Annotated in this window: 28 protein-coding genes; 5 read left to right on the top strand and 23 right to left on the bottom strand. The window is 69.9% G+C overall.

The window, feature by feature from the left end; translation table 11 throughout:
• Positions 1–7: 7 nt before the first annotated feature.
• The 16 genes from ACI3EY_RS08060 to ACI3EY_RS07985 form a co-directional block, all read right to left on the bottom strand.
• Positions 8–850, bottom strand: a complete 843-nt coding sequence (locus ACI3EY_RS08060) for a hypothetical protein (protein ID WP_405040076.1) — start codon at positions 848–850, stop codon at positions 8–10.
• Positions 850–3,063: a hypothetical protein gene (locus ACI3EY_RS08055; protein WP_405040075.1), complete on the bottom strand. Its 2,214-nt coding sequence runs from the start codon at positions 3,061–3,063 to the stop codon at positions 850–852. Before ACI3EY_RS08055 ends, ACI3EY_RS08060 begins: the two co-directional genes overlap by 1 nt.
• A gap of 56 nt (positions 3,064–3,119) precedes the next feature.
• Entirely contained in the window at positions 3,120–3,920 is an 801-nt protein-coding gene (locus tag ACI3EY_RS08050) for a hypothetical protein (protein WP_405040074.1), read from the bottom strand.
• Positions 3,920–7,393: a phage tail tape measure protein gene (locus tag ACI3EY_RS08045; RefSeq protein WP_405040073.1), complete on the bottom strand. Its 3,474-nt coding sequence runs from the start codon at positions 7,391–7,393 to the stop codon at positions 3,920–3,922. Before ACI3EY_RS08045 ends, ACI3EY_RS08050 begins: the two co-directional genes overlap by 1 nt.
• 24 nt (positions 7,394–7,417) lie before the next feature.
• Positions 7,418–7,750: a hypothetical protein gene (locus ACI3EY_RS08040; RefSeq protein ID WP_405040072.1), complete on the bottom strand. Its 333-nt coding sequence runs from the start codon at positions 7,748–7,750 to the stop codon at positions 7,418–7,420.
• Positions 7,751–7,839: 89 nt separating this feature from the next.
• Positions 7,840–8,559, bottom strand: a complete 720-nt coding sequence (locus tag ACI3EY_RS08035) for a hypothetical protein (protein ID WP_405040071.1) — start codon at positions 8,557–8,559, stop codon at positions 7,840–7,842.
• Between the two features lie 113 nt (positions 8,560–8,672).
• A complete protein-coding gene (locus ACI3EY_RS08030; RefSeq protein ID WP_405040070.1) occupies positions 8,673–9,206 on the bottom strand; it encodes a phage tail tube protein in 534 nt (177 codons plus the stop codon).
• Positions 9,203–9,436, bottom strand: a complete 234-nt coding sequence (locus ACI3EY_RS08025) for a hypothetical protein (RefSeq protein WP_405040069.1) — start codon at positions 9,434–9,436, stop codon at positions 9,203–9,205. Before ACI3EY_RS08025 ends, ACI3EY_RS08030 begins: the two co-directional genes overlap by 4 nt.
• A 70-nt stretch (positions 9,437–9,506) precedes the next feature.
• The gene (locus tag ACI3EY_RS08020; RefSeq protein WP_405040068.1) at positions 9,507–9,977 is read right to left on the bottom strand and encodes a hypothetical protein; all 471 of its coding nucleotides are present in this window, start codon (positions 9,975–9,977) and stop codon (positions 9,507–9,509) included.
• Positions 9,978–9,994: 17 nt separating this feature from the next.
• A complete protein-coding gene (locus ACI3EY_RS08015; RefSeq protein WP_405040067.1) occupies positions 9,995–10,384 on the bottom strand; it encodes an HK97-gp10 family putative phage morphogenesis protein in 390 nt (129 codons plus the stop codon).
• 3 nt (positions 10,385–10,387) lie between these two features.
• Positions 10,388–10,792 carry a DUF6093 family protein gene (locus ACI3EY_RS08010; protein ID WP_405040066.1) on the bottom strand — a complete coding sequence of 135 codons (405 nt, stop codon included), beginning with the start codon at positions 10,790–10,792 and terminating at the stop codon, positions 10,388–10,390.
• 75 nt (positions 10,793–10,867) lie between these two features.
• Positions 10,868–11,260, bottom strand: a complete 393-nt coding sequence (locus ACI3EY_RS08005) for a hypothetical protein (RefSeq protein WP_405040065.1) — start codon at positions 11,258–11,260, stop codon at positions 10,868–10,870.
• A 245-nt stretch (positions 11,261–11,505) separates the two neighbouring features.
• Positions 11,506–11,814, bottom strand: coding sequence for a hypothetical protein (locus ACI3EY_RS08000; protein WP_405040064.1), 309 nt, complete (start codon positions 11,812–11,814; stop codon positions 11,506–11,508).
• A gap of 6 nt (positions 11,815–11,820) precedes the next feature.
• A complete protein-coding gene (locus tag ACI3EY_RS07995) occupies positions 11,821–12,912 on the bottom strand; it encodes a phage major capsid protein (RefSeq protein WP_405040063.1) in 1,092 nt (363 codons plus the stop codon).
• Positions 12,913–12,925: 13 nt separating this feature from the next.
• Positions 12,926–13,294 (bottom strand): capsid cement protein, encoded by a 369-nt coding sequence (locus ACI3EY_RS07990; RefSeq protein ID WP_405040062.1) that lies wholly within the window; start codon positions 13,292–13,294, stop codon positions 12,926–12,928.
• Position 13,295: 1 nt separating this feature from the next.
• Positions 13,296–14,597 (bottom strand): hypothetical protein, encoded by a 1,302-nt coding sequence (locus ACI3EY_RS07985; protein WP_405040061.1) that lies wholly within the window; start codon positions 14,595–14,597, stop codon positions 13,296–13,298.
• A gap of 35 nt (positions 14,598–14,632) precedes the next feature.
• On the opposite strand from ACI3EY_RS07985, the gene ACI3EY_RS07980 reads away from it, so the two are divergent.
• Positions 14,633–14,833 (top strand): hypothetical protein, encoded by a 201-nt coding sequence (locus ACI3EY_RS07980; RefSeq protein WP_405040060.1) that lies wholly within the window; start codon positions 14,633–14,635, stop codon positions 14,831–14,833.
• 137 nt (positions 14,834–14,970) lie between these two features.
• Here ACI3EY_RS07980 and ACI3EY_RS07975 read toward each other — a convergent pair whose 3' ends face one another.
• From ACI3EY_RS07975 to ACI3EY_RS07950, 6 genes are all read right to left on the bottom strand, one after another.
• A complete protein-coding gene (locus ACI3EY_RS07975; RefSeq protein WP_405040059.1) occupies positions 14,971–16,029 on the bottom strand; it encodes a phage minor head protein in 1,059 nt (352 codons plus the stop codon).
• A 6-nt stretch (positions 16,030–16,035) separates the two neighbouring features.
• Positions 16,036–17,598: a hypothetical protein gene (locus tag ACI3EY_RS07970; protein WP_405040058.1), complete on the bottom strand. Its 1,563-nt coding sequence runs from the start codon at positions 17,596–17,598 to the stop codon at positions 16,036–16,038.
• A gap of 20 nt (positions 17,599–17,618) precedes the next feature.
• Positions 17,619–19,124 carry a phage terminase large subunit gene (terL, locus tag ACI3EY_RS07965; RefSeq protein WP_405040057.1) on the bottom strand — a complete coding sequence of 502 codons (1,506 nt, stop codon included), beginning with the start codon at positions 19,122–19,124 and terminating at the stop codon, positions 17,619–17,621.
• A gap of 22 nt (positions 19,125–19,146) precedes the next feature.
• Positions 19,147–19,422, bottom strand: a complete 276-nt coding sequence (locus tag ACI3EY_RS07960; RefSeq protein ID WP_405040056.1) for a hypothetical protein — start codon at positions 19,420–19,422, stop codon at positions 19,147–19,149.
• A gap of 13 nt (positions 19,423–19,435) precedes the next feature.
• The gene (locus tag ACI3EY_RS07955; protein ID WP_405040055.1) at positions 19,436–19,669 is read right to left on the bottom strand and encodes a hypothetical protein; all 234 of its coding nucleotides are present in this window, start codon (positions 19,667–19,669) and stop codon (positions 19,436–19,438) included.
• Between the two features lie 114 nt (positions 19,670–19,783).
• Positions 19,784–20,503, bottom strand: coding sequence for a DUF7341 domain-containing protein (locus ACI3EY_RS07950; RefSeq protein ID WP_405040054.1), 720 nt, complete (start codon positions 20,501–20,503; stop codon positions 19,784–19,786).
• 158 nt (positions 20,504–20,661) lie between these two features.
• Between ACI3EY_RS07950 and ACI3EY_RS07945 the strand changes: the two genes are divergently transcribed.
• Positions 20,662–20,985 carry a hypothetical protein gene (locus ACI3EY_RS07945; protein ID WP_405040053.1) on the top strand — a complete coding sequence of 108 codons (324 nt, stop codon included), beginning with the start codon at positions 20,662–20,664 and terminating at the stop codon, positions 20,983–20,985.
• Between the two features lie 8 nt (positions 20,986–20,993).
• Here ACI3EY_RS07945 and ACI3EY_RS07940 read toward each other — a convergent pair whose 3' ends face one another.
• Complete coding sequence (locus tag ACI3EY_RS07940; protein ID WP_405040052.1) at positions 20,994–21,602, bottom strand: HGGxSTG domain-containing protein; 609 nt, start codon at positions 21,600–21,602, stop codon at positions 20,994–20,996.
• 29 nt (positions 21,603–21,631) lie between these two features.
• Between ACI3EY_RS07940 and ACI3EY_RS07935 the strand changes: the two genes are divergently transcribed.
• From ACI3EY_RS07935 to ACI3EY_RS07925, 3 genes are all read left to right on the top strand, one after another.
• Positions 21,632–21,853 (top strand): hypothetical protein, encoded by a 222-nt coding sequence (locus ACI3EY_RS07935; protein ID WP_405040051.1) that lies wholly within the window; start codon positions 21,632–21,634, stop codon positions 21,851–21,853.
• Between the two features lie 84 nt (positions 21,854–21,937).
• On the top strand, positions 21,938–22,099 hold the full coding sequence (locus ACI3EY_RS07930) for a hypothetical protein (protein WP_405040050.1): 162 nt from the start codon (positions 21,938–21,940) through the stop codon (positions 22,097–22,099).
• 242 nt (positions 22,100–22,341) lie between these two features.
• On the top strand, positions 22,342–22,893 hold the full coding sequence (locus ACI3EY_RS07925; protein WP_405040049.1) for a hypothetical protein: 552 nt from the start codon (positions 22,342–22,344) through the stop codon (positions 22,891–22,893).
• The last annotated feature ends 1 nt before the right edge of the window (position 22,894 follow it).

Here is a 22,894-nt window from a genome sequence, read left to right as displayed (position 1 = left end):
GGTCTCCTCAGGCGGGGGTTCCGGGCAGCGTCGTAGGCCATGACTGATTGGTCACGTAGGACACGGTGCAAAAACTGAGCGTTGGCGGGCTGATGAGGACAAATGCGCCGGCGACGTTGATATAGAAGCGGGTGTAGACGCTGGTCGGGATGAGTCCGTATACCGATATGGGCGGTCGAAATCCGTCTGGCATGAGGTTGGCGACACCGACGGTGCCGGAGGCATTGGAGTCCCGTGTGAGCCCCCAAAGATTGAAGAAGACCTGATCGCCTACGCGGCGGATCTGAAAGGTCGACACGCCGGTCCAGCCGTTCTCAGCGATCAGGGTCGCCGACATGTCACGCCACCCCGTGTCACCCCACACCATCCGCTCATCGGCGCCCTCACGGACTAGGAGCCTCTTCCCCACGGTGTTGTCCCAGCGCCACGCGAACTGCTCGGACTCCACGAACATGCCCTCGTCCTCGGTCTCGACCAGGCCGATCGCACCGCCCGGCCCGGGCACACCCCGCAACCCGCGAGGCAGCGTCAGGTCGAGAAGCTGCGAAGGGGACTCGCCGCGGATCTCGGCGTCGGCAGTCTCCCCAGGGGTGACGGTGCCAATGCCGAGAACGTTCGGCGGCCCGGCAATACCGAACTCCTGCGCTTCGGCCTTCAACAGGTAGTCCTGCTCGATGTGCACACCGAGGTCGTCGACGACGACACCGAGAGCCGCCAGTTGCGCCTTGACCGCCTCGTCACCAGAGCGCAGGGCGTAGTCGATCGACGTCGCCAACGTCTGCCACCACGCGGCCGAGGGATGCGTGTCGGAAGGCCCCGGGTACTGGATGCCGTTCTGCGTCTTGGGCACTACGTCCTCCTGAGGGGGTCGGCGTCGAAAGCGGCAAGGGTGGAGGTGGACCACTCGGTGTCACGAGCGGCGAGGGCCGCGGCCGCCCAGACGGTGTCGTACTGGCCGAGGGTCACGTCGAGGCGCTCCACGGTCCGGGTCTGCACGTCGAGGAACGTGTCACCGGACCCGTTGGCGACAACGTGGCGGATCCCGACGATGCGGCCGGTGATCCGCAGTCGGGACCGCGCGTCGTCGAAGACCCGCACCAGGTCCCCGAGCTGCAGACGGGGGTCAAAGGTGACCGGCACCTGATGCAAGACCGGCTGGGAGTTCGCGTGGTGGCTTGCTAGCCAGTCCGCGAGATCGACGGCATGTGAAGACAGCTGCACGTGCCATGAGGCGTCGTGCACCAGGGCTGGTGCGTCGGCGGGTCCGGTGATCGTGGAGGTGGTGGACTCCTGGACGCGATGACCGATACCCCTCGCGCGGACGGCTGGAAACTTGTCGCCGTACCGGGCTCGCCACACACCGGTTGAAAAGGAGTCGTCCGGGACACGGGCCGTCAGGGCGTCAGCGGCGGCGTTGACCGTGTAGGCGAGGACCCACGTGCGTGGGTCGACGTGCCGCATCGCGACCGCCGAGAACACCGAGGACGGTGACCAGCCCTCGCCGCCGGTTGAAGACTCGTCGACCCGTGCCGCGCCCAGCAGGGTTCCGCGTAGGTAGTTGAGGTCTTCGATGCCCTGGCCTCCGAGCGAGCCAGGCAGGAGCGTGACGGACGTGTCGACGCCGAGCCAGTCCTCGAGGTCGTCGGGATGCAGAACGTGCTCGTAGGTTCCAGTGTCGAGGCCGGACCCGCCGCCCTCCCAGACCGTGACCCGCTGCTCGAGGGAGCGGGTCGTCGAAGCAGACTGCCATTGCACGGTGACCTCGGACGCCGACTGTCGGTGGTCATGGGACCAGGTCAGGTCGAGCAGGTCGTCGGTGGCGGTGAGGTCGCGCACGGGTGTTGTGCCGCCGTCGAGCCACGCCCGGTCAGCCCACACGACCCGGCCGAGCTCGTCGATCCACCACTTCGCGCCGACAGCGTCCGCATGCTCAGAGATCAGGCTGAGAGTGTCCCGCTCGACGATGCCGGGGACGATGGTCAGGGTCGTCTGCGCCGGGAACAGGCCCCGGCGAAACAGCGTCGTCGGGGTATAGTCCAGGCCCACGAAAGGGTTGGCAGTGCCGGGGAAGCGGGCAATGACCGCGCCAGTGCGGACACCAGGGGCGCTGTAGGCGCGGACCCGGTCCAGCGGGGCGGACGCCATGCCTGCGGGCATCGTGAACGTGCCCGTGCCCTGGCCGCCGGTATCTGCGCGGACCTCCAGCGTCAGCGTGGACCCGGACACTGTCACCCGGAGCATCCCCATGCGGGTCTCAGAGGTCCGGGCAGCGGTTGCGACCGTCGTCGTCGTGCCGCCGACGACCACCTGGGCACGGACCTGCGACGCGACCCAGCCGATGCGCACCAGGTAGGAGCCGAAGTACGCGGTCCACGAGGGGTTGTGCCCGTCGACGACCATCTGCATCATCTCGAACGGGCCTGAGGCTGCGAGGGTGTGCGTAGCGCCGGCAGGGAGGTACCAGGCGTCCGGGGACTGCAGCGACAGTCCCCACGGCGCGGCCGCAGGCGCCGGGAAAGCGGTCTCCGTGCCTACACACTCGTCGAGTGCACCGACCTCTGGCCACGCGGAGCCCATCATCGTGGCCGAAACGACCGCCCCGGATCCCCACTGGGGGGTGGCCCGGTAGCCGCACCGGCGCATGACGTAGTCCACGAGCCACAGGCCGTTCATCTGGGCATATCGGGACGTCTGCCGACCATCGATGCGAGGCGGCATCACACCAGCGACCGGGTCCATCGTCACGGGCCGGCGCAGGCGATCGATGTTGTCGACGAGCTCGACGGAGACGGACCCGTCAGCGACGGACCCATCAGCCTTGTCAGTAACACCGGTGAGGACCTGGACGTCCCCGAAGCCCGCATCGCCCATGCGAACGATTCCCGGCGTGCCGGACACGGGCGGCCATGCCCCCGAGCGGGACCAGGGAGTGCGCACCCGCTCGGTGACGTCATCCGGTGCGATCAGGTCGGCGTCGCCCGTGGCCGCCGTGAGCTCGCGGACGCCCATCGAGCGGGACACAGAGACGCGCTCGACCTCCATCGCGATGCCGTCGACCGTCACCGACGCTGAGGGTGTCGTGACATCGGCGGCCGTGGACCACCCAGCAATCGTCTGCATCAGCGGGACCCGAGCTCGACGATCGACGCGGAGCCACTGAGGTGCTGGCGGCCCTGCTGCGGCTCGGCCCGCAGTGCGGACCGATCCATGCCAGTGAGCACACCGACGATGCCCTCACCCGGGCTCCATCCCACGGGGCCGTCGGTGAAAGAGACCGCGGGGCGAGCCACACGCGCGAAGCCGGAGACACCCGGGGTTATCCAGTGGATGTCGTCGGGCACAGACCAGGTGGCCGACACCGGTGCCATCGGCACCTCGGGGGCCACCGATGCGGTCAGGTTGCTCCCCCGCGTCTTATCCGCGGCGTAGGCGGCCAGCTGGAGCACCCCCGACCCCTGGGCATAGGTAGAGACCGTCACCCGGGACCCAGGCAGTACCGGCAGAGTGGCCGGCGTACCCATGTAGGCGATGCCATCGGTGATGAGCAGCGACCGCGGCGACAGAGACCCGTCAGCCAGAACGACAGGGCCACCCTCGACCGCGGCCGACGACGTGAAGAACCCGGGCATCAAATTTGCCTCACGCGGCAGCAGCACGCTCGTGACCGCCGCCAAGTCGGTGACGAACCGGAACGGCCCCGGCCCCCATACGCCCTCGACGAGGTCGAGCAAGGAACCCAGCTCAGTCGGCGTCCGCGCATCCCATGACACCGGCACCGTGCGCAGAGAGCGCGGCGCCACCTGCATCTTCCGGACCCCCGCCAGCGTCACCCGCTCCGACGAACCACGGACTGTGGTTGCTGACACGTCCGTCGCGCACTCCAGCTGCAGCGCGCCGGCGCCTGTGCCCACAAGGAACATCAGCGACCACCCCTGTCCTTCGAGTAGGAGCGAGAGGCGGACACGACCTCTGCCATCACGCGGCGGTCAACAACGAGCTGTGCCGGGCGGTCGGAAACGGATTCCGCTAGCGACGCGACCCGGTCACCCAGGGCAGCGATCTGCGAGGTGATACCTGACATGTCGGCCGACTGAGAAGGGGTGGGCCGGTACGACGGGGCCAGGGTCGTAAGCCGAGGAGCCATCGCGGTGTGGCGGTAGTCCTGGACGGATCCGCCGTCTGCTCGCTTCAGCGCGCCCAGGAGCGCCATCTTGTCGATGCGCTGCTCGTTGATGGCGTGCATGAGGCCCAGCCCGTAGTGGTCCACCGACGCGGTCCGGTGGACGAACTCACCGTTGGACAGGGCGTAGGGGGTGCGCCCGGCCATCGCGGGAACGAGGTCGTCCGTCGGGCCTCCTGGGCCGTGCACTGGCCCGCCGAGAGCCCTGTACTCCACGATCGGGCCGCCGTTGGCGCGTCCACCGGAGGCGGCGACGACCGCTGCACCGAGGCCGACGATGCCGCCGCGAAGTTGGGCCTGGATGTTGACCGTGGCCCACTGCATGGACGCCCAGCCGAGCGCGCCGTTGACGTCGCCGTAGAAGGGGTTCGTGTTCGCCCCGACCCTGGCCTCTCCGTAGGCAGCGTTCGCTGCTCCCAGAGCGAAGGACAGCGACCCCATGAACGGAACGTTCTCGCCGAGGATGTCGGCGGTCGCGGCGGAGCGGCCCGTGATGCCCAGCGCGGAGTTCAGCTCGTCGATGTAGCTCTGGTGGTTGCCCAAGATATCCGAGGTCGCCTCGGAGTCGTTGGTCGCACCCAGGGCCAGCCCGAGGGTGGCACCGTGCTCGGTGGCGTCGCCCCGGATCTCCGAGGTGGCGAACGAGTCGTTGACGAACGCGATGGCTTGCGCCACCTGGGCGTCGTAGGGGTTGAGGTCGCCCACCACCTCGACCGTGGCGCCGAGGTCGTACTGCCGGACTACCTCGGCGGCCGTGGTCTCCCCGGCCAGCAGCTCCGCCTGCACCTGGTCGGCCATGTCGGTGCCCCAGCGGGCGGCAACGGCCTGCAGGACGGGGATCCCGTCGATCATGGTGTCGGCGTAGGCACCAACGATGGCGTTCGCCTGGTTGCCGACGGCGCCCTCGATCCGGGCCAGCGCGGCAGGGTCCTCCAGCGCCTCGGCGAGCAGCGGTGCACCCTCGACGCCCATCCGCTGGAACTCGTCGATGACGCCCTGGCTGGCCACCCGGGACAGGGCGACCATGTTCTCCTGCCAGCCCAGCTGCGCCTCCTGCTGGCGCTCCAGCTCAGCGATCCACTTGTCGATGCTGACGGTCTGGCCGTCCCAGAAGTCCTCCCAGGAGTCGTCAGCCGTCTCGGTGGCGTCGGCCTGGGCCTGTGCCCACTCCTGGGTCTCGGTGTTGACCGTGGCCAGTGCTCCGGAGCCGTCCACCATCGCGTCGGACACCCCGGTGATCTGCTCGCGCAGATCGAGGTATGCCTGGGCGGCTTCCTCGCCGTTCTCCATCGCTGCCTGGGAGTACGGAATCCAATTCTGCAGGGCCTTCGTCGCGCCCTCCTGCGACGCGGTGTAGGCGTCGGCCTGTGCCTGCATCCGGCGGGACTGGACCTCCAACTGCTCGGTGGTGACCTCGCCGGCGCCCTGGGCCTCGTTGAGCCGCTGCTGCGCTTCGGTGGCGCGCTCGGTCTCGCCCCACATCCGCTCCAGCGTCCCCGTGAGAGACCGGGCTGCACCGTCCTGACGTTCCGTGGTGCCACTGACGGTCTGCACGCTGCGCGACTGCTCACCCAGCAGAGCGATGACCCGCTCCCGTGCGCCCGTCTCACCCTCCAGTGCAGCCGTGATGTCCCGGACGTCACCACCGAGGGACTGGTAGTACTCCAGGTGGCCGTCCTGCTCCAGCTGGGCGGTGAGCATGGCCGTGGTGTTCTCGGTGATGGCACCGGTCTGCTCGTCCAGGGTCGTCCGCAGCTCCTCGACCCGCTGCCGGGCCTCAGCCTGCTTGCCCGCCCAGATCGTCAGGGCTGTGGCACCAGCGGCGAGTGCGATACCCCACGGGCCCATGAGCAGCCCCGTGAGGGACTTGAGGCCGGTGGCGGCCCGCGGACCGATGATGCCCAGCTGACGCAGTGCACGGCCCGTCTCCAGGGCCCGTGGCGCGAGGAGCAGGAACCCGCCGGCCAGCAGCGACGTGGTGCCCACTGCGGCGCCGCCCCAGGAGACGAGCTCCTGCAAGGGCTGGGGCAGGTCGCTGATCGCGCCGAGCGCGTCAGCGCCGAGAAGGGCGACAGCGTTGAGGACCGGCAGGAACGTGTCACCGAGGGAGATCGCCGCGTCGACCGCGTTGTTGCGCAGCACCTGCAGCCGGGACGCGACCGTGTCGTACCGTTGGGCGGCCTCATCCGCGAGCGCGGTGTTCTCGGCGAAGGCGGTGTTGCCGGTGGTCATGGCGTCGGTGAAGATGTCCGACCCCGCGGCGGCGCGGCGCAGGGCGTCACCGACGCGGATGTCGGTCATGCCGAGCTCGTCGAGGACAGGCTGCACCGACTGCCCGGAGGCCTCCATCTGGCCGAGGCCGCTGATGAACGCGGTGATGGCCCCGCCGGCGTCGTCGCGCCAGGCGGTGGAGAACTCGGCCGCGGACATGCCTGCGGTCTCGGCGAAGGTCTGCAGCTTGGCGTCCTGGGTGTCGACCGAGGTGCCCATCTCGATGAGCACACGGGAGAACGCGGTACCGCCGGCCTCCGCTTCGATACCGACCGATGACAAGGCGGTGGCCAGGCCGAGGACTTCGCCCTCGGACAGCTTCGCCTGGCGGCCGGCGCCAGCGAGGCGCAGACCCATCTGGAGGATCTCGGCCTCGGTGGTGGCGTAGTTGTTGCCGAGCTCGACGATCGAGGACCCCAGGTTGGACGCCTGGTCCGTGGTGGTGCCCATGATGTTGGAGAACCGGGCAAGCCCGGTCGCGGCGTCGTTCGCCGACAGGTTCGTCGTCTCCCCGAGGTCGATCATGGTCCGGGTGAAGCCGGTGATGTCGTCCCTCTTCACGCCCAGCTGGCCGGCGGCCTCCGCGACGCCGGCGATCTCGCCCTGGGCGGCGGGCAGCTCACGGGCCATGCCGCGCAGCTCGTCGGAGAGAGCGGCGTACCCGGCGGCGTTGTCGTCGACGGTCTTGCGGACACCGGCGAAGTCGGACTGCCAGGACACCGCGGCGGCTGCGGACCCGACGAGGGCGCCCGTGGTGACGGCACCGAACGTGGCCAGGGCTGTCCCGGCACGCTGGTAGGCCTGCTCGTTCTTGTCGATCGAGGCACCGAGCCGGTCGACCCTGCCGGCGGCGCGGTCGGCGGCGTCCCCTGCGGCGGAGAACGTCTTGGTGAGGCCTCTATCTGCGCCTTCGAGAATGACGCGGACGGTGCGTGTCGTCACCTGGTCACCTCCTCGGCGTGGGGGTCAGTCGTCGGGAGGGTCAGTCAGGGCTGCACGGGGTGGGTAGGTCAGTCCGGACGCGCCGGTGATCCACCGGGCGTCGTCGTCCTCGTACGTCAGGACCGGGTTGGCCATCGCGTGGACCATGCCGTCGTCCGGTTGGGCACCGAAGTACGCGCCCGGGCGTGAGGCCTTGTCCTTGGCGTGGGCGTCCTCGGCCGCGAGCTTGGGCGTGCACCCGTGGCACCGGATGGCCTTCGTCGCCTGCCAGTGGTGTTTCGCCTGGGCGTGCATCGTGTAGGTGCGTGGCCACCCGCACCCGGGGCACAGGTCCCGTTCGTAGGCCTCCAGGCCCATCGCCAGCAGCCGGTCTTTCTCGGTCCACGGGGCGCCACGTTCCCCGCCCCGGAACTCCGAGACGGGGATCTGCAGCTTGGCGGCGGTCCTCAGCTCGAGGAGGTGGTCCTGGTTCCTCGGGATGCTGAGTACCGCTCGTAGAAATCCGGCGTCACACCCTGGTAGGTGAGCGACGTGTGCGTCTTGTCGAGGGTCTCGTACTGCTCGATGCCGATGACCTCGATGAGGTCGACCCACTGCTCAGCGGTCAGTGACGACCACGCGTCATCCCCCTCCCCTGCGGGGCGAATCGTCGCGGCGTCCTCGAACACTGCACCAGCCACTTCAATCCCCGGAGGGAGGCGCAACAGGCGGACAGCGGTCTGTTCGCCGGCGGTCGAGGCCCTGAGTTTGATCTCGACCCAGGTGCCGTCGAGCTCCGGCTCCAACTCAGCGATGCGGGCCTTGATCTCGTCGATTCGGCGGGCGCGGATGGACTTGGCGGACAGCCGCTTGGGGGTGCCACCCTCGGAGGCCTTGTCCTCCTCGATCAACGCGACGAGTTGGTCCTGCTCATAGGTGAGAGCGGCGAGTTCGCCCGCGATGTCAGGCCGAGAGGTGACGGGCATGATCCGAGTGTTCGTGTGCGACTTGGCGCCGGAGATGAACCCGGGGAGGTCGAACGTCGCGGGCCGGGTCGGGTCGAACTCCGGGGCGTCGTCCTTGGTCTTGGCGGTGGGCTGCTGCACGTCCTTGCGGAACGCGGCACCCGGGGTGCTCGCGGCTGGACTGGGACGGCTGCTGCCGCTGACGCGGTTCTGCTTGGGCATGACGGTGCCTCCTGTGGGGCGACGGGTGGTGACGGGGCGGTGGTCGTGCGGCTGGGCCTCCCGGCCCCGAGGCCCCGTCAGATCACGGGGCCGGGAGGGGTTGTGGGAGCCGGTCAGGCAGCGGGCAGGACGTAGTCGATGCGCTGGTTCTGCACGACGACCTCCTGCGTGACCTGCAGCTCGTCGTTCTCCTCGGGCGCCATCTTCACCTGCACGCCGAGGCGCACCGCGAAGATGTCGACGATCTGGCCCTCGGCGAGCGGCTCGGCGGCGTCCATGCCCCAGCGGACGACGAGGTACCCGGAGGCGTCACCGTCGGAGGACAGGGCCTCGTAGGCGCGGTTGGCCTCGGACCCGTCGTTCTGGACGTCGTAGATGTACTGCAGCGCGTCGATGGTGTAGGTCGTCGCGCCGAGCAGCTCGTACTTGTACTTCGAGCACAGGCGCCGCTTCTCCTTGCGCTCCGTGTTGGCGCCCATGCCGATGCCGAACATGTGGCAGCCGATCATCTCCGCAGTCGCGCCGTCGACCTCGGCGAGAGTCGCGGCGAGGCCCTCCGCGGCGATGCCGCCGGCGGGGATGAAGTCGACGCGGACGGTGCCGTCGGAGGGCACGCCCTGCGGGATCTCGAGGGTCGTCTGGCTCACTTGCCGGCCTCCTTCTTCTCGCCGCTGGTGTTGGCCTGCGGGGTGGGGTTTCCTGCCTTGTCGGTGCGCTGCTTCGCGCGGACGGTGCGGCCGAAGCTGTCGGTCGCGGCCTTGCTCTCGTGGATCGGGAGCTTGTGGCGGGTGGCGTATGCGCGGGAGACGGTCGTCTCCGCCCCGTTGGGGAGCGTGACGCGCACACGCCCGTACGCGGGCTTGCTGTCCTGTGCCATGTGGTGGCCCTCCTCGGGGCGTTGGTGGCGGGTTGGGTGACGGGGCAACCAGCCAGTGGGGGCTGGTGGTTCAGTGGACGGTGGTCTCGTACCGCAGCGCGGCGGACCACCGGATGGGGTCGACGTCCTCGTCCGGTGCGATCTGCACCTGGTCGAAGTACGGCGTCAGGAGCCCGGTATGGCCGGGGACCAGCCGGGCCCGGGCGGTCACCGGCGCGAGCCGCCCGAGGGCCCACCGGACACCCGCGGGGGACCCGGCGGCGACGGTGAGCTGGAAGCCCCACCGGCCCATGGATCGGCCACCGGCGAGGCGGGTGTGCTGCCCGGTGGTGGCGGTGGGCCACAGGACCATGTAGGGCAGCGCGGTGCCGTCGGGGCCATGCGCGACGGCGAAGACGTGCCCGTCGTGCAGGTCGATGCCCTCGGCGTTGACCACCTTCGTCTCGGTGGTCTTCCCGAGCCGCTGGTGCAGGTTGCGGGTGATGGGGGCGAGCAGGACCAGGAGCGCGGCGTGCAGGTCCTCGTCGGTGGGCATCGGCACGGTGGCGACCCCCTGTCTCAGAGCTTGGGCTCGGCGGCCTGGGCCATGGCGGCGATGAAGCTCGCTTCGTGACGGTCGGCGGCGGGGAAGAGGTAGGGCTGCGGGGCCATGCGGGAGGTGCCTTGCTCGACGTAGCGGCCGTAGTGGGCGGTGGGGCCGATCTCGGCGGACATGCGCCCGTTGCGGCCGTCTCCGGTGATGGTGCTGCTGATGGAGGCGCGGAGGTTGCCGCCTACGTACCCCGGCTTGCCTGTGGACTCTGGGGTGCCGACGGGGGCCATGAGGCGGGCGTCGCGGGTGATCGCTGTCGCGGTCTTGCGGACCACCGCGGCACCGCGCGCACCGACGCGCTTGGTCTCGCCCTTGAGGTCAGCGGAGATCTTGCGCAGAGGGTCGCCGGCGGCCACGTGTCAGCCCTCCAGGGTGCGTTGCTGGTTGTGCTCGAGGATGAGGTCGCGGGTGAACCGTTCCGAGCCGTGCTGCTCGTCGATGACGAACATGACCGCGCCCACGAGGTGGACGTCGTTCGTCGCGGACCGGACGGTGACCTCGTGCCCGACCTGGACGTCAGGGACGTCCGCGGGCAGCTGGAGCAGGTACTGGCGGGTGATGATCTGCTGCGTCACGTGCAGCGTCTGCGCGTCGGAGTCCAGCGCCTGCAGGCGGCACGGCACACCCTCACGCCAGTCCGCGCGCTCGTCTTCGGGGCCGCCGGCCACGTAGTGGGGCTGCCCGGGGCCGTAGCCGCCCGTGCCCGGGTCGAACTGGCCGGGGGTGGAGCGCGAGGGGTCGGTGATCGCGACGGCCGCGTTCATGGACGTGACCATGGGCCGCTGGTGGTGCGCGGACCACCCGGTGGGGATGATGCGCGTCGAGCGCAGCGGCATGACCTACAGGCCCGTCACGAGCGGGTTGGTGTGCTCGGGACCAGACCTGCCTGACAGGGGCGGGTAGGCGACGTCGAACCCGAACCAGTCGGCCTGGTCGTCGACGGCGTCTGCGCGGTCTCGCAGGTCCTTCGCGCGGGCCCGCAGCTCAGCGGCGACCTTCGCGCCGTCAGTCTGCAGGTCCTGGGTGCGGATGACCTTGGACACGAGCAGCTCGGACACGGCGATCGCGTCGAGGGCGTCGGCGGCCGCGCGGCGGACGTTGCCGTCGTTGAGAGCGAGATAGGTGTCGATCTCGTCGTCGTCGAAGACCTGGTCGTCGCCCAGCATGAGGTCGGCGATGAGGTGGCGGACCTGCCCGACCTGCTCGGTGTTGTCGGGGGAGGGGGTGCTCATGGTTCGTACCTCCTGGTGGGTGCTCACGTCGTGGGGCGCAGGGCGCGCTGCTACAGCGGGCGAAAGGACCGGGACTTGATGTGCTTCCCGCCAAGCGGCCTTCGTGCGTGATCGCGATGCGTGGACTTCGTGCCCGGACGCACGTTGACGCCTCTACGTGAGCACCCGCCGGGGCGCACGCGCCCAGCTGGGTGCCACCCCGCCCGACCCGCTGGGGGTGCCGGGTCAGGCGGGGTGGTCTTCGGTCAGGACTGCTCGGAGCCCTTGGCCTTCGCGATGGCCTCGACCATCGCCGCCTTCACGGTCGCGCCGGCCAGGTCGACGCCGTGCTTCTCGGCGTAGGCCTTGAGCTGCTCGCCCTTCCAGTCCTCGGACGGGTCACCGTCCGGGATCTGCACCTCCTGCGGCTCGGGGTCCTTCGCCGCCTCCGGCTTCGTGAAGCCCGAGGAGTAGGCCGAGCCCTTGGCCAGCCACGACTTCGGGACCGACACGGCCTCGCCGTCGCTGACACGGACCGCGTCGACGAACTCGTCGCTCTTGTACGTCTTCGCCATGACCGATCAGCTCCCGTCCGAGGCGTAGGCGAACACCGGGTCGCCCGGCGCGGCACCGGTGATGTGCCGGGTGCGCCAGTAGATGGTGTCGTCGTCGAACGACCCCGCGTCGGCCCCGAGCGGGGACCCGCCCTGGGAGTTGCCCTGGTCCGCCCGGTAGCGGGTGTCCGGGGTCTCGTGACCGATGAGGAACCCCTGGTAGAACGCCGGCCGCGGCGAGGACGGCACCGGCAGGATGAACCACGCCGACCCCGGCAGGTCGTCGCGCACCGTGAGGGTGAGGTCACGGAACGGGTTGGTCTCGATGACCGTGACACCGCCCTCGGTGGTGCGGATCTCCTGGGTGTTCAGGATCCGCTGCGCGGTGAACTGCAGGGCCGGGCCGACCACGAGCTGCAGCTGCCCCGGGTAGAGCAGGTTGCCGTCGGTGTCGCGCTTGGTGCGCACACCGGTGACCGCGGTCTGCAGGTTCTCCTGCGTCAGCGCACCGGTCCCGAGGTTGCCGTTGCCGCCGTTGAAGAACGCCGTGTTCGGGGCGCCGGTCAGCGGGTCGGCCAGGGTCCGCAGGGACTCCAGGTCCTCGGTACGCCGCGCCTTGCCCGCCCAGGACTGCGGCACCAGCCGCAGCTCACCGAGCTGGTCGTTGACGCGGGCCTCGAAGGAGTAGCCGAACTGCTCACCGAACTTGCCGACCGAGATCTCCGACTCCCGGATGGCGTACAGCGCCTCCGGGTAGTTGGTGTGCTCCGGGACCTTCGGCAGCGCGGTGCGGGCACCGGCCAAGTCGCGCAGCTTCTTCGGCCGGAAGTCCGGCAGGGTGGTGCGGGCGTGGGTCTTGGTCCACTGGGTCGGCATCTCCTCGTACGCCGCGAGGATCGCGACGGCGAGGACCTCACCGGTGGCGGACCGGAACAGGTCGGACGTGGTGAGCGCCTCGTTGACGGCGAGCTTGCCGCGCTCGTCGCCGTTCCACGCCAGGTGGAGCAGGCGGGCGGTGTCGGCCACGTCGGCCTCGGACATGCGCCGGGGCATGACCCCGGCGAGGCGCTGGTCGTCGACCCCGAGGGACTCGGCCAGGCGTGCGATGGTGCTGGGCATGGTGGTGGCCTCCTCAGACCTGGGCGGGGCGGACGACGGCGACACCGGAGGTGGCGGCGCGGGCACCGGACTCGCCGGCCTTGGGGACGGTGTAGCCCCACGGGTCGCCTTCGCCGGTGGTGGACAGGACGGGGGCGGTGGACCCGGAGCGGGCGGTCAGGTAGACCGCGTCGCCGGGGCCGGTGATCGCGCCGTCGACCTCGTAGGAGTAGGCGCGGGCGTCGGTCACGACCGAGGCGTGGGTGGAGGCGTTGCCGCCCGCACCACGGTCGGTCGCGGCGACACCGTTGAAAACGCCGACGCGGACGGGGTCGTCGGAGACGGTGCCCTCCACGACGGGCAGCGACAGCTCGTTCGCGGGACGCATGTACTCGTTGCGCATGTCAGGCCCCCTTCGGGCTCATGCCGAACGCGCCGAGCACGGTGGCCCGGGACTCCTCGGCGGTGACGGTGTTGGTGGTGTCGGTCTCGTCGACCGTCTGGCCGAAGCCGCGGACCGTGCCGGCACCGGCGGCCTTGGCCACCTCGGCGGCGGCCTCCTTGACGGTGTCGGTGTAGGCGGACTCGTCGAGCGCGCCGTCCTTGACCGGGAGGCCCGCGAGCAGGCCGCGCTCCTCCATGGCGGTGAAGGCCACGCCGGCCTCGCGGGCCTGGGTGGTGATGATGGTCCGCGCCTGGTCGGTGCGGTCGCGGGCGGCGAGGGCCTCGCGGGCCTCGTCACGCTCGGTGGTGGCTGCGTCGCGCTCGGACTCGAGCGTCTGCACCCGGCCGGCGTCCGCCTCGAGCTGGGCCAGGCGGCCCTCCTCGATCTGGGGCATGGTGTCCTCCTTGGGGGACTCATGGGTGGGGGTGGACCCGGCCGGGGCGACCGGGGGCTTGGGGGACGCCTCGGCGGCGTCCGTGGTGGTGACGGGGACGTACTCGGTGCGGGCTCGCACCTGCGTGGGGTCGCCGTCGGCCAGGGTCACGGCCCCGGCGTCGTCGGTGCTGTAGCCCTGCTGGAAGGTGGACCAGTCGTCGGGGGACTCGACCGTGAACCACACCAGCGACTGGTCGGGGTCGAAATCCTGCACCCACACCCACGTGTCCTCGGCGCCGTACGCGCCGCGCAGGGCGTCGATGAGGGCGCGGCGGGTGTCCTCGGTGGACGCCTCGGACACGCGGCCGGCGCGGGCCGACTCCAGCACCGACAGGACCTTGCCGCCGCGGCCGGGGAAGGTCACGAAGTCGACAGAGAAGGCCTCGGTGAGGTTGGTGACGATGGTGCCCTTGCGGCCCTGTGCCTCACCGATGGTGGTGTCGGCGTATGCGGCGATGGACATGCCGATGGAGTCGAGGAAGGTCTCGTCGGTGAGCAGGTCGCGGTAGGGGCCGACGATGGTGGCTTCACCGACCAGGCCCTTGCGATCGGGGTCGTAGGTGGCGTCCTCGGCGAGCACTGCGGCGAGGTCGCGGACGGACCGTTCGGGCCGGTCGTGGCGTTCGGTCTCGCCGGGGTGGTCGAAGAACAGCTTGGTGCCCTTGGCGAAGACCTTGGCGGTGGCGGCGTTCTCCAGGACCTTGCTGGAGTAGTAGCCGCTGGATCCCCAGCCTTCGTCGATGAGTTGCAGCTGGAGCCGTGCGGGCTTGTCGCTGGTGGACTCGCGGACGGTGAGCGTGTGCGACTCGGTGAGGCGCTGGGGCATGGCGTGACCTCCTGAGGGCGTGGCATGGTGGAGAGATGAAGACGTACAAGGGCGTCGCCAGGTACAACGAGGACATGAGCCGGAAAGACAAGCCGGAGTGGCTCCTCGGCTTCGACAACACCGGTTCAGGATTGGATTGCCTCGCCTGTGGTGCTCGGATAGGTGCGCGACCCGATCTGACCGAACGCCACCGGGCATGGCACGCGGCGCTTACTGAAGCAATTGATGAGCGCTGACGACCGGAACGAAGGCGGCGACGGGTGCGTCGAGCACGACTTCGCACCGACCGGGATGGTCCTGGCCCGCGACGGGGCCTACATCACGAACGTCTGCACCCGCTGTGACGCCACGTCGGTGACGACACCGGACCAGGTCACAGGCCGAGCAGGCTGAGCGGGCTCGGGACGAACGAGTCCCGCCAACCCCGGTTCGTACGGCGCGTCACCAGGTCATCCCAGACGACCGCACCGTCCCGGTAGCCCGCCATCCGCCGCTTCCCTGCGATGCGGTCCTGGGTGGCGTCCGGTAGCCCGTCGAACCACGCCCGGGCATCCGGCAGCAGGTCGTCCGGTTCGTCGATGCCGTCGAAGCCGAGGTCGGCCCACGACTTCGCCACGGGGACGCCGGCGCACCGGCACTGCTGGTGCCCCAGCGGGCCGGGCTCGGTGACGGGGAACTCGCGGCCGTGCATGACCAGGCACCCGATGCAGGTGCGCTCGTCGAAGGTGGTCACCCACTGCCACTTCGCGACCACGGTGCGGTTCGCGACGTTCGCGGCCTGCGCCGCAGCGCGGTGCGCGTCGAGGATCTCGGTGTGGGCGATGACGAGTGCCCTCGCGCGGCCCAGGTTGAACGCACCCTCCAGGCGGCGCAGCATCTCGGTGGCGACGGCGTTGGGGTTGGCCCCGGTCTGGATACCTCGCACAAGCGTCGACTGGATCGTCGTCGTCACGTAGGCCGGCAGCAGGGCCGCGTCCGCAGTGACCCCGGCCATGGTGCGCTCCACGATCGCGGCCAACGATGCGGGGTCGACCCGGTCGAAACCAGCCACCAGCGCCGCCGTGCGCGGGTCGGCCGGCGGCAGCTGGGAAGCGAGCAGCCGCAGCTCCCACTCGACAGCGTCCGGGACCATGCTCGACAGCGCCCGCGAAGTGGTCAGCCCGAGGTCATCCACGGCCCGCTGCACGGCAGCTGCGGTGACCTCCGCCGCCTGCTGTGCCCGGCGCGCCCGCAGGATCTGCCGACGCGAGGGCCACTGCCCATCCGTAGACGCGGCGACCAGGTCAGCCAGTGCCGCTTCCCACTCGACGGCTACCTCGGTCCAGGCACGGGCCCAGGCGGCGATGATGGCTCGGTCGGTGGCTTCGAGGGCTGCGTCGATGTGGATCTTGAGGCCGTCGAGGAGCTCGAGCGTGCCGCGGTCGATGGCCACGGGCGCCTACTCGGTGCCGGTGGTGCCGCGGCCCGCGCCGACACCGGCGAGAGCGGACGCGGCGGCCCGGACGTCGTCGGGCAGCTGGATCGCGCCGTTGTCGTCGCGCATGCCCTCGATGACCTCGTCGGCGTTGTCGACGTCCAGGGCGACGAGCAGGAGCCGGATTGTGACCTCGTCCGGGATCTTCCCGGTCTGGTCGGCCTTCACGATGGCTTCGACGATCGTCTTGACGTCGACGTCCTCCAGCGACGGCCAGTCCACGACGATGCCCCGGGACTGCTCGCCGGTCAGGATGACGCGCTCGGCGCCGGTGTACCGGTCGATGGTGACCGTGCCCGTGAGCGGCCCGCGGGGTGCGCGGATCGCGGCGTCGATGACGTGGTCCAGGACCCGGGTGATAGTCCCGGCGGCGAGGTCGCGGCGCATCATGGTGACCAGAGCGAGGGGCTTGTCCAGGGTCTCGGCGGTCGCTCGAGCACCGGTGACACCGGGGTCGGCGGTGAGCATGGTGACGGGGACGTCGGTGGCGGAGGCGACCATCGCGGCCAGGGGTCGGCCGGAGTTCGAGTCGATCGTCGCGCCGGACTTGCCGATGGCCTCGAAGGACTGGCCCTCGGGGGTGATGACGGTGCCACCGACGCCGGTCTCGGCGGGGGAGGCGATCTTGGAGCGGACTTGCGCGGCGCTGCGGGCGTTCTTCGCGGTCGCGCGGAACGCGAACGCGGACAGGGCCTTGACGAGCTTGGCCCAGTCGGTGAGGAAGTCGCGGTAGCCGCGAGCCCACGCCATCGCCGAGGTCAGGTCGGACGTGCCCCACTTCGACCCGGACGGGCGGTTGACCCGCACGTGCAGCACCGGGCAGTCCCACATGACGGGGTGCCCGTCGATGGTCCGCGGCCGCGCCTTGGGGCGGAACCCCAGGGCTGGGTAGTAGGCGGTGCGTGACTGGGTGCGGGTGATGGTGGTCGGCTTGCCGGTCGCGCGGTCCCGTGCGGCCTGCAGCCCGGTCTGGGTCCAGGTCCGCTTGTAGAACCAGGGCGTTTCGGCGTCCTCGGGGTCGGTGAGGACGTCGTCGATCTGCGCGTCGGGGATCGTGCGGACCTGTACCCGGCCGGTGACGGGGTCGGTCACCAGCGACAGGTGAACGTTGCCGTCGGTCATCAGGGACCGCTCCCGCTCCTCGCACGCCTGCGCGGAGGAGAACGTGCTCGCCTGGTCGTCGAGGAACGCCTGCACGACCTCGTTGACGTTCTGGGTGCCCTTGGGGCCGCCCTCGGTGTCGTCGCCGGCGGAGGCGCCGATGGTGACGCCGGAGCCCCACACGTACGCGATGCGCAGGTTCACGGCCCGCCGGATCAGCGGGTCCACGATCGCCATCGTGCGTCCCAGGCGCGCCTCTTCGCGGATCGTGGCCCGGTCCCGCACGGTGCCGTCGTCGGCCAGGGACCAGCCGCGGTCCTCGGCGGCGAGCATCCGCTGCGCGTCGGTGAGGGACTCTTCGAGGGTCTCGACGAGGTGCTCGAGCTGGGCCAGCTCGGAAGTCTGGAGGGTGGTCGTGTCGGCCATGCGGGTCACCCCCATCGCGGTCAGTAGGTCGGTGCCCAGTCGAGCTGGTCCTCGAGGTCGTCGAGCAAGTCGGTGGCCCCGTGGGTCGTGGTGTCGAGGATCGGGACGAGGAGCAGCCGGTGCACGGCCTGGGTAGCGGCGTCAACGGTGTCGTCGTGGGCGGCGCCGGGGAAGTCTCTGGCCTCCTCGGTGAGGTCGGTGACCCACGCGGTCCCTTCGACCTTGAGCGGGTCCGGGAGGAGGACGTCGTCTGCTTCGACGAGGGGGGTGATCGCGACCGCGCGGGCGTACTTCGACCCTTCGGGTTCGACGGGGACGAGGCCACCGACGGTGCCGCGCAGGGAGTTCATCACCGCGGGCCCGTTGGCCTTGTCCTCGACGAGCTTGGCGGTGGCTTGGGGCCACTTCGCGGTGAGGTCCTTCACGGCCTGCACGGTCTGGGTGAAGCCCCACCGGCCGCGGACCTGGTCGAGGAGGAACGCGCGGGTGCCGCGGCGCAGCCAGATCTGGCCGACGACGTAGTCGGAGCTGGTGGTGTCCTTGAACGCCATGTCCCAGGACTGCACGAGCTCGGTGTGCTCGTCGCGGCCGACCTCGGGCACGATGTGCGCACCGTCGGAGCGGACGATCCACTGGGGCAGGTCGTAGCGGGCCCACTGGTCGGCGGGGAAGAGGTTGCCGGTGTCCGGGGTGGGGCGCCCTTGGTAGAGGGAGGCCCATGTGCGGATGCCGGCGGTCTTCTTCCGCTGCTCCCACTGGGCTCGGGTGCGGCCACGGGCGGACACCATGAACTCGCCCTGTGCCCGGCCCAACGGGTCGGTGTCAGGGTTGTCGCACTGGGCGGGGATGTTGAGCTCGACCCACCCGGCGTCCTTGTCGCGGTCCAGGAGGCGGCCGGCGAGGTCGTCGTGGTGCCACCGGGTGAGGATGAGGACGACGGCGGCGCCGGGTGCGAGGCGGGCGGACGCGGCGTCGGTCCACCAGTCCCACACGTTCTCCCGGTAGGTGGGGGAGTCGGCCTGGGCACGGTCCTTGATGGGGTCATCGATGATGAGCAGGTCAGCGGCGCGGCCAGTGATGCCACCGCCGACACCGACAGAGAACACGCCACCTTGGTGGCCGTCGATCTCCCACTCGTGGGCGGCGCCGTTGTCGGCCGCGAGGGTGAGTCCGAGGTCGGGGTTGCTGGTGATGCGGCGGCGGATGGCGCGGCCGTTGCGGTTGGCCAGCGACTGCCCGTAGGACGCGGTGACGATGCGGGTGTCGGGGTTCTGGGTGAGGACCCAGGCGGGGAAGTCGCCGGCGGCGCGGGTGCTCTTGCCCTCCTGTGGGGGCATGGAGATGATGAGCCGGGCGTCGGGGGTGTTCGCGGCGTGGACGAGGGCGGCGTCGATGAGGTCGAGCGCGGGCGTCTGGACTGTGCCGGGGTTGATGTGCCGGGCGAGGTCGCCGGGGGTCGTCCAGCGGCGTGCGGGTGGCTCGAAGTGGCGGGCCGCGTGTTCGGCCCAGTCAGTGGTGAGCGTCATGGTCGCTCACCTCGGCTCGCGGTCAGATGGTGCGGTTGCTCTGAGCCTGCTGTTTGAACGTGCGGGCAGCGATGAACGACGTCGTGGCCAGCGCTAGGAAGACGATGGCTGCTAGCCACACAAGGACGTCGGTCTCTCCTCGCACGAGGCGGACGCAGGCAGCGCCACCGGCGAACAGGGCGAGCATTCCAACAAGCTGGTGCAGGCGCCACGTCCACGGCTGGGGCTGGGGCTGGGGCTGGGGCTGCGTAGCAGAGTCTGGCTCGGCGGGGCCTTCCCGGCGGCTCGGCTCGCTCATACCGGCGACGGTATCAATTCGGTGCGCTGTCCCGTTGCTGCTGAATCGCCTTGCGCTTGTAGCGGTCCAATGCGAAGAACATTACAGGCCAGGTGAGCCAAAGTACTGCGAGGAACCACGTACGCCAATCGGTGTCACCGTTGACGATCTGATACCAGTAAGCCCCACTGAGCAGCACGGCAGCGACGCTGAATACGATCGTGAACTTACTCACCGGAGGAGCAGCGTCATTGGGGGCGGTCGGCACCGGATGATGCTACCGCGATTCAGCCCGACTACGGCTGGACGAGGGATGCGAAAGCGACCCGGGCCGCCTCACAGTTTCAGGGCAGCGCGAATCGCCACCGCCAACTATGCCACATCACGCCCCACGAGCAACAGCCTCGGTCTGTCCGGCGCGCCACGATGCCCAGGCCTCCCGGAAGTCGAGGCACTCGGTGCACTCGACAGGGAACCCACCATCGTCGAGCAGCCAGTGCCGGGGCTTGGTGACCTCGTGGTCGCTGCACCACCGGACGTGCTGCGCGAGGAGCCCCAGGGGTGGGGTGTCTGGTGACCCGGTTGCGTCCCACGTCTCGCCGCACCCCGTGCAGTGGCCGATCTCCTCGTCGATGCGGATGCGGAGGGTGCCAGTGTCCCAGCACGCGGGGCACGGGGTGCCGTGCGGGCGGTAGGCGGGGGAGTCCCAATGGGTGATGACCCGGGCTGCGGACCACCACGCCTTGACCTGGCGATCGGGGCGGTGGCCGATGAACCCGGACAGGCGGATGAGGCGCTTGGTCAGGTGGGGTTCGTCGATGCCGTGGACGTCGCCGAGGGCGGCGGACTGGCGGTCGATGCGGGCGAGGAGGTCGAGTGCTTCGAGGTGGCCGGCGGGCTTGGAGCCGAACCTGGTGCCGGCGTTGTCGTCGGAGAGGTTGGAGGAACCGGTGGTGGCCTGTTGGAGCTGGTCGAGCAGGGGTGGGTGGGTGACGGCGTGGATGGAGGTGGTGCCGTCGTCTCGGGTGATGCGTTCGGTGTTGGTGTGGGACTGGACGAGCTCACGGATGTGGTCGGCGGCGAGGAGTTCGGGGCGAGTCATGGCTGGTCCTCCTGGGTGGGGGCGAGGTGGTGGCAGTCGAGTCGGAGTGCCGTTGAGAGGGTGAGCACACGCTTGCTCACGGATGACCGGTGAGGCTGAGGTGCGGTGAAGGCTGGTGAATGCACGTTCGTGGTCGAGGCTCTGTAGGTTGCTTTCTCATGAGCACTCCCGATGAGCCGAAGCCGAAGCGCAAGCCGACGATCGATCCTCTTCCGGCACGAGAGGTAGGGACGTCGGCCAGTGAGCAGCCGTTCGCGCTGAGCCTGGTCTGGGGCATCATTCTTTGCGCTGCTGGCTGGGTGATTTACATCCTCGCGCTGGGAAGTCTCGATCCGGGGCCTTGGCCGGTCATCGCGCTCTTGACTTCGATCATTGGAATCGTGGCCGTGGGTGTCGGGGCGCACCGACTCTTGGCGGCGCTCGAGGTGCACATGGCGAATGCTCGTTCTCGCCACGGAGCCCAGCAAGACCGTCAATCCTGAGGGGCGCCTCACGCGCCTTCACCTCCGGCTAGTGCCCGCAGGTGGCGCGGCACGACCTCACCGACCAACGCCTGCTGCCCCTCGGTCAGCTGAAGGTCACCCAGGATCCGGCGGATGACGTCAGCGACCAGGGCGCCGGTCTGCTCTGCGACGCGGACCCGGCGTTCGTCGACGCCGGCCTTGAGCGCGGCGGAGGCGTAGGCGGCGAGCTTGTCCTGGGCCTCGACGAGCAACCGGTAGGCGACGTGCGCGGTTGCCTGCTCGGTGGTCTTGTCGATGGGTCCCTCGGGCCCGTGGCCGTGCTCCCGGGAGGTGCGGCCCCATTCCAGGTCGGCGTCGGGGACGTCCTGGATCCGTTGCCGCCAGTAGGTGACGATCCCGGCCTGGTACTGGACGAGCTCGACGAGGGCTTCGGCGGGGTGGATGTCGGTGCGGGCGGCGAACCGGGTGGCGTCGGCGCGGGCGGTGGCTTCTTGGACGCGGCGGTCGGCGGCGGCCTTGACGGCGGGTGCGGAGCCGCCGTGCCAGCGGCAGACGGTGCCGCCGGGGATGGGGGTGCGGGCGCATTGGTTGCCGGTGCGTTTGGAGATTGCTTTGCAGCGGTTGGGGTCGGTCACGGGGTCTCCTGTCCGGTTACGGTGGGCGGATGGGTGATGAGGGGAAGCGGGCGCGGGGGCCGTACCTCGGTTGGCCGATGCTGTTGCTGATAGCTGCTGGCGGGGCCGTCGCGGGAACCGTCGGCACTGCCCTGAGCCCCCGCATCGGGTTCGGGTGGACGGCCATCGTGATCGTGTTGGCGGCGGTCCTCACGGCGGTCGCGGTCCTGTGGGTGCAGCGACTGCGCGGCGGCCGGAAGCGGGAGGTCTGAGTCGTGGAGCCTGACGGGGCGCAGGGTGGGCGCAAAGGTAGGCACCAACTGCTCGGTGTACTGGCAACCTGGGTCGGGTTGCTGATGTCGCTCATCAGCGGCGTCGGCTGGTTCCTGCTCTGGCGGGGCGTGGAGGCGGGAACCGTTCTCGGGGTCGTCGCCCTTCTGCTGGGGCTGACCGGTCCCGGGGTGCTGCTCTTCGCCCTGTCCTACCGGCGTCGTCTCCGCGACCAGGGCAGGCTCTAGCTCGGCCGCGAGCCGGTTGGCGACGCTGTCGACCCGGTTGGCGGTGGCGACCAGGTGCGGCCGGCCACGGGCGGCGTAGGCCGCGACGATCGCGGCGGCGACGTGCAAGGACCGCACGTCCGGGTGGACTTCGGCGGGTTCGACGTCACTCATCGGGTCGCCCCCGACCCCGCCACATGCAAGAGGTCTCTTCGCGTGCGTGAATGGCCACCCGAACGTTCGCTCTCGTGCAGACTTGCAGGATGGAAATCGCAGCGCTGATCGTGTCGATCGTGAGCGCAATAGGCGGAGCAATCGCAGTCGGGGTCGCCATCAAGGCCAACGGATCTGCGGGTAGGTCGCTCATCAAGGCAGAAGAGGCCAACCGGCTGGCCGAGAAGGCGAACGAGTACTCGGACCGTGCTGAAGCCCGTGAGCTGGAGCGGAATGATGTCCACTGGGAGTGTCGGACCGAGAGCAAAGGGGTCGTGAAGTTCGTGAACGAGGGCCAAGACCTGGCCCGCAACGTGACGATTGCAGCAGGCGTGTGGGATGGGCCGAGGCAGGTGCGTCGAGCGGATGAGGTCCGCCCAGGTGCAGGACTGCGCTTCGAGTTTCGAAGCGAGGCACAAGATCGGGAAGCCAGGGTCTACAGCGCCTCCAGCACCATCGGTGGGATGCCCCGACTGTATGACTCCACGTTGGGACAGGGTGAGTTCATAAGCGTGCGGGTCACTTGGGAGACTCCGAAGGGTCGCCCCTACGTCTGGGATGGCAGGGCCGTTTACAACGACCTGGGTGTCGAGTATCCGTGAG

The organism is Serinicoccus shuyuelongi (genome assembly GCF_045032955.1).
Taxonomy (GTDB): domain Bacteria; phylum Actinomycetota; class Actinomycetes; order Actinomycetales; family Dermatophilaceae; genus Ornithinicoccus.
Note: the sequence above shows the minus strand (reverse complement) of the source record. Positions and strands in the feature narration are given on the sequence as shown.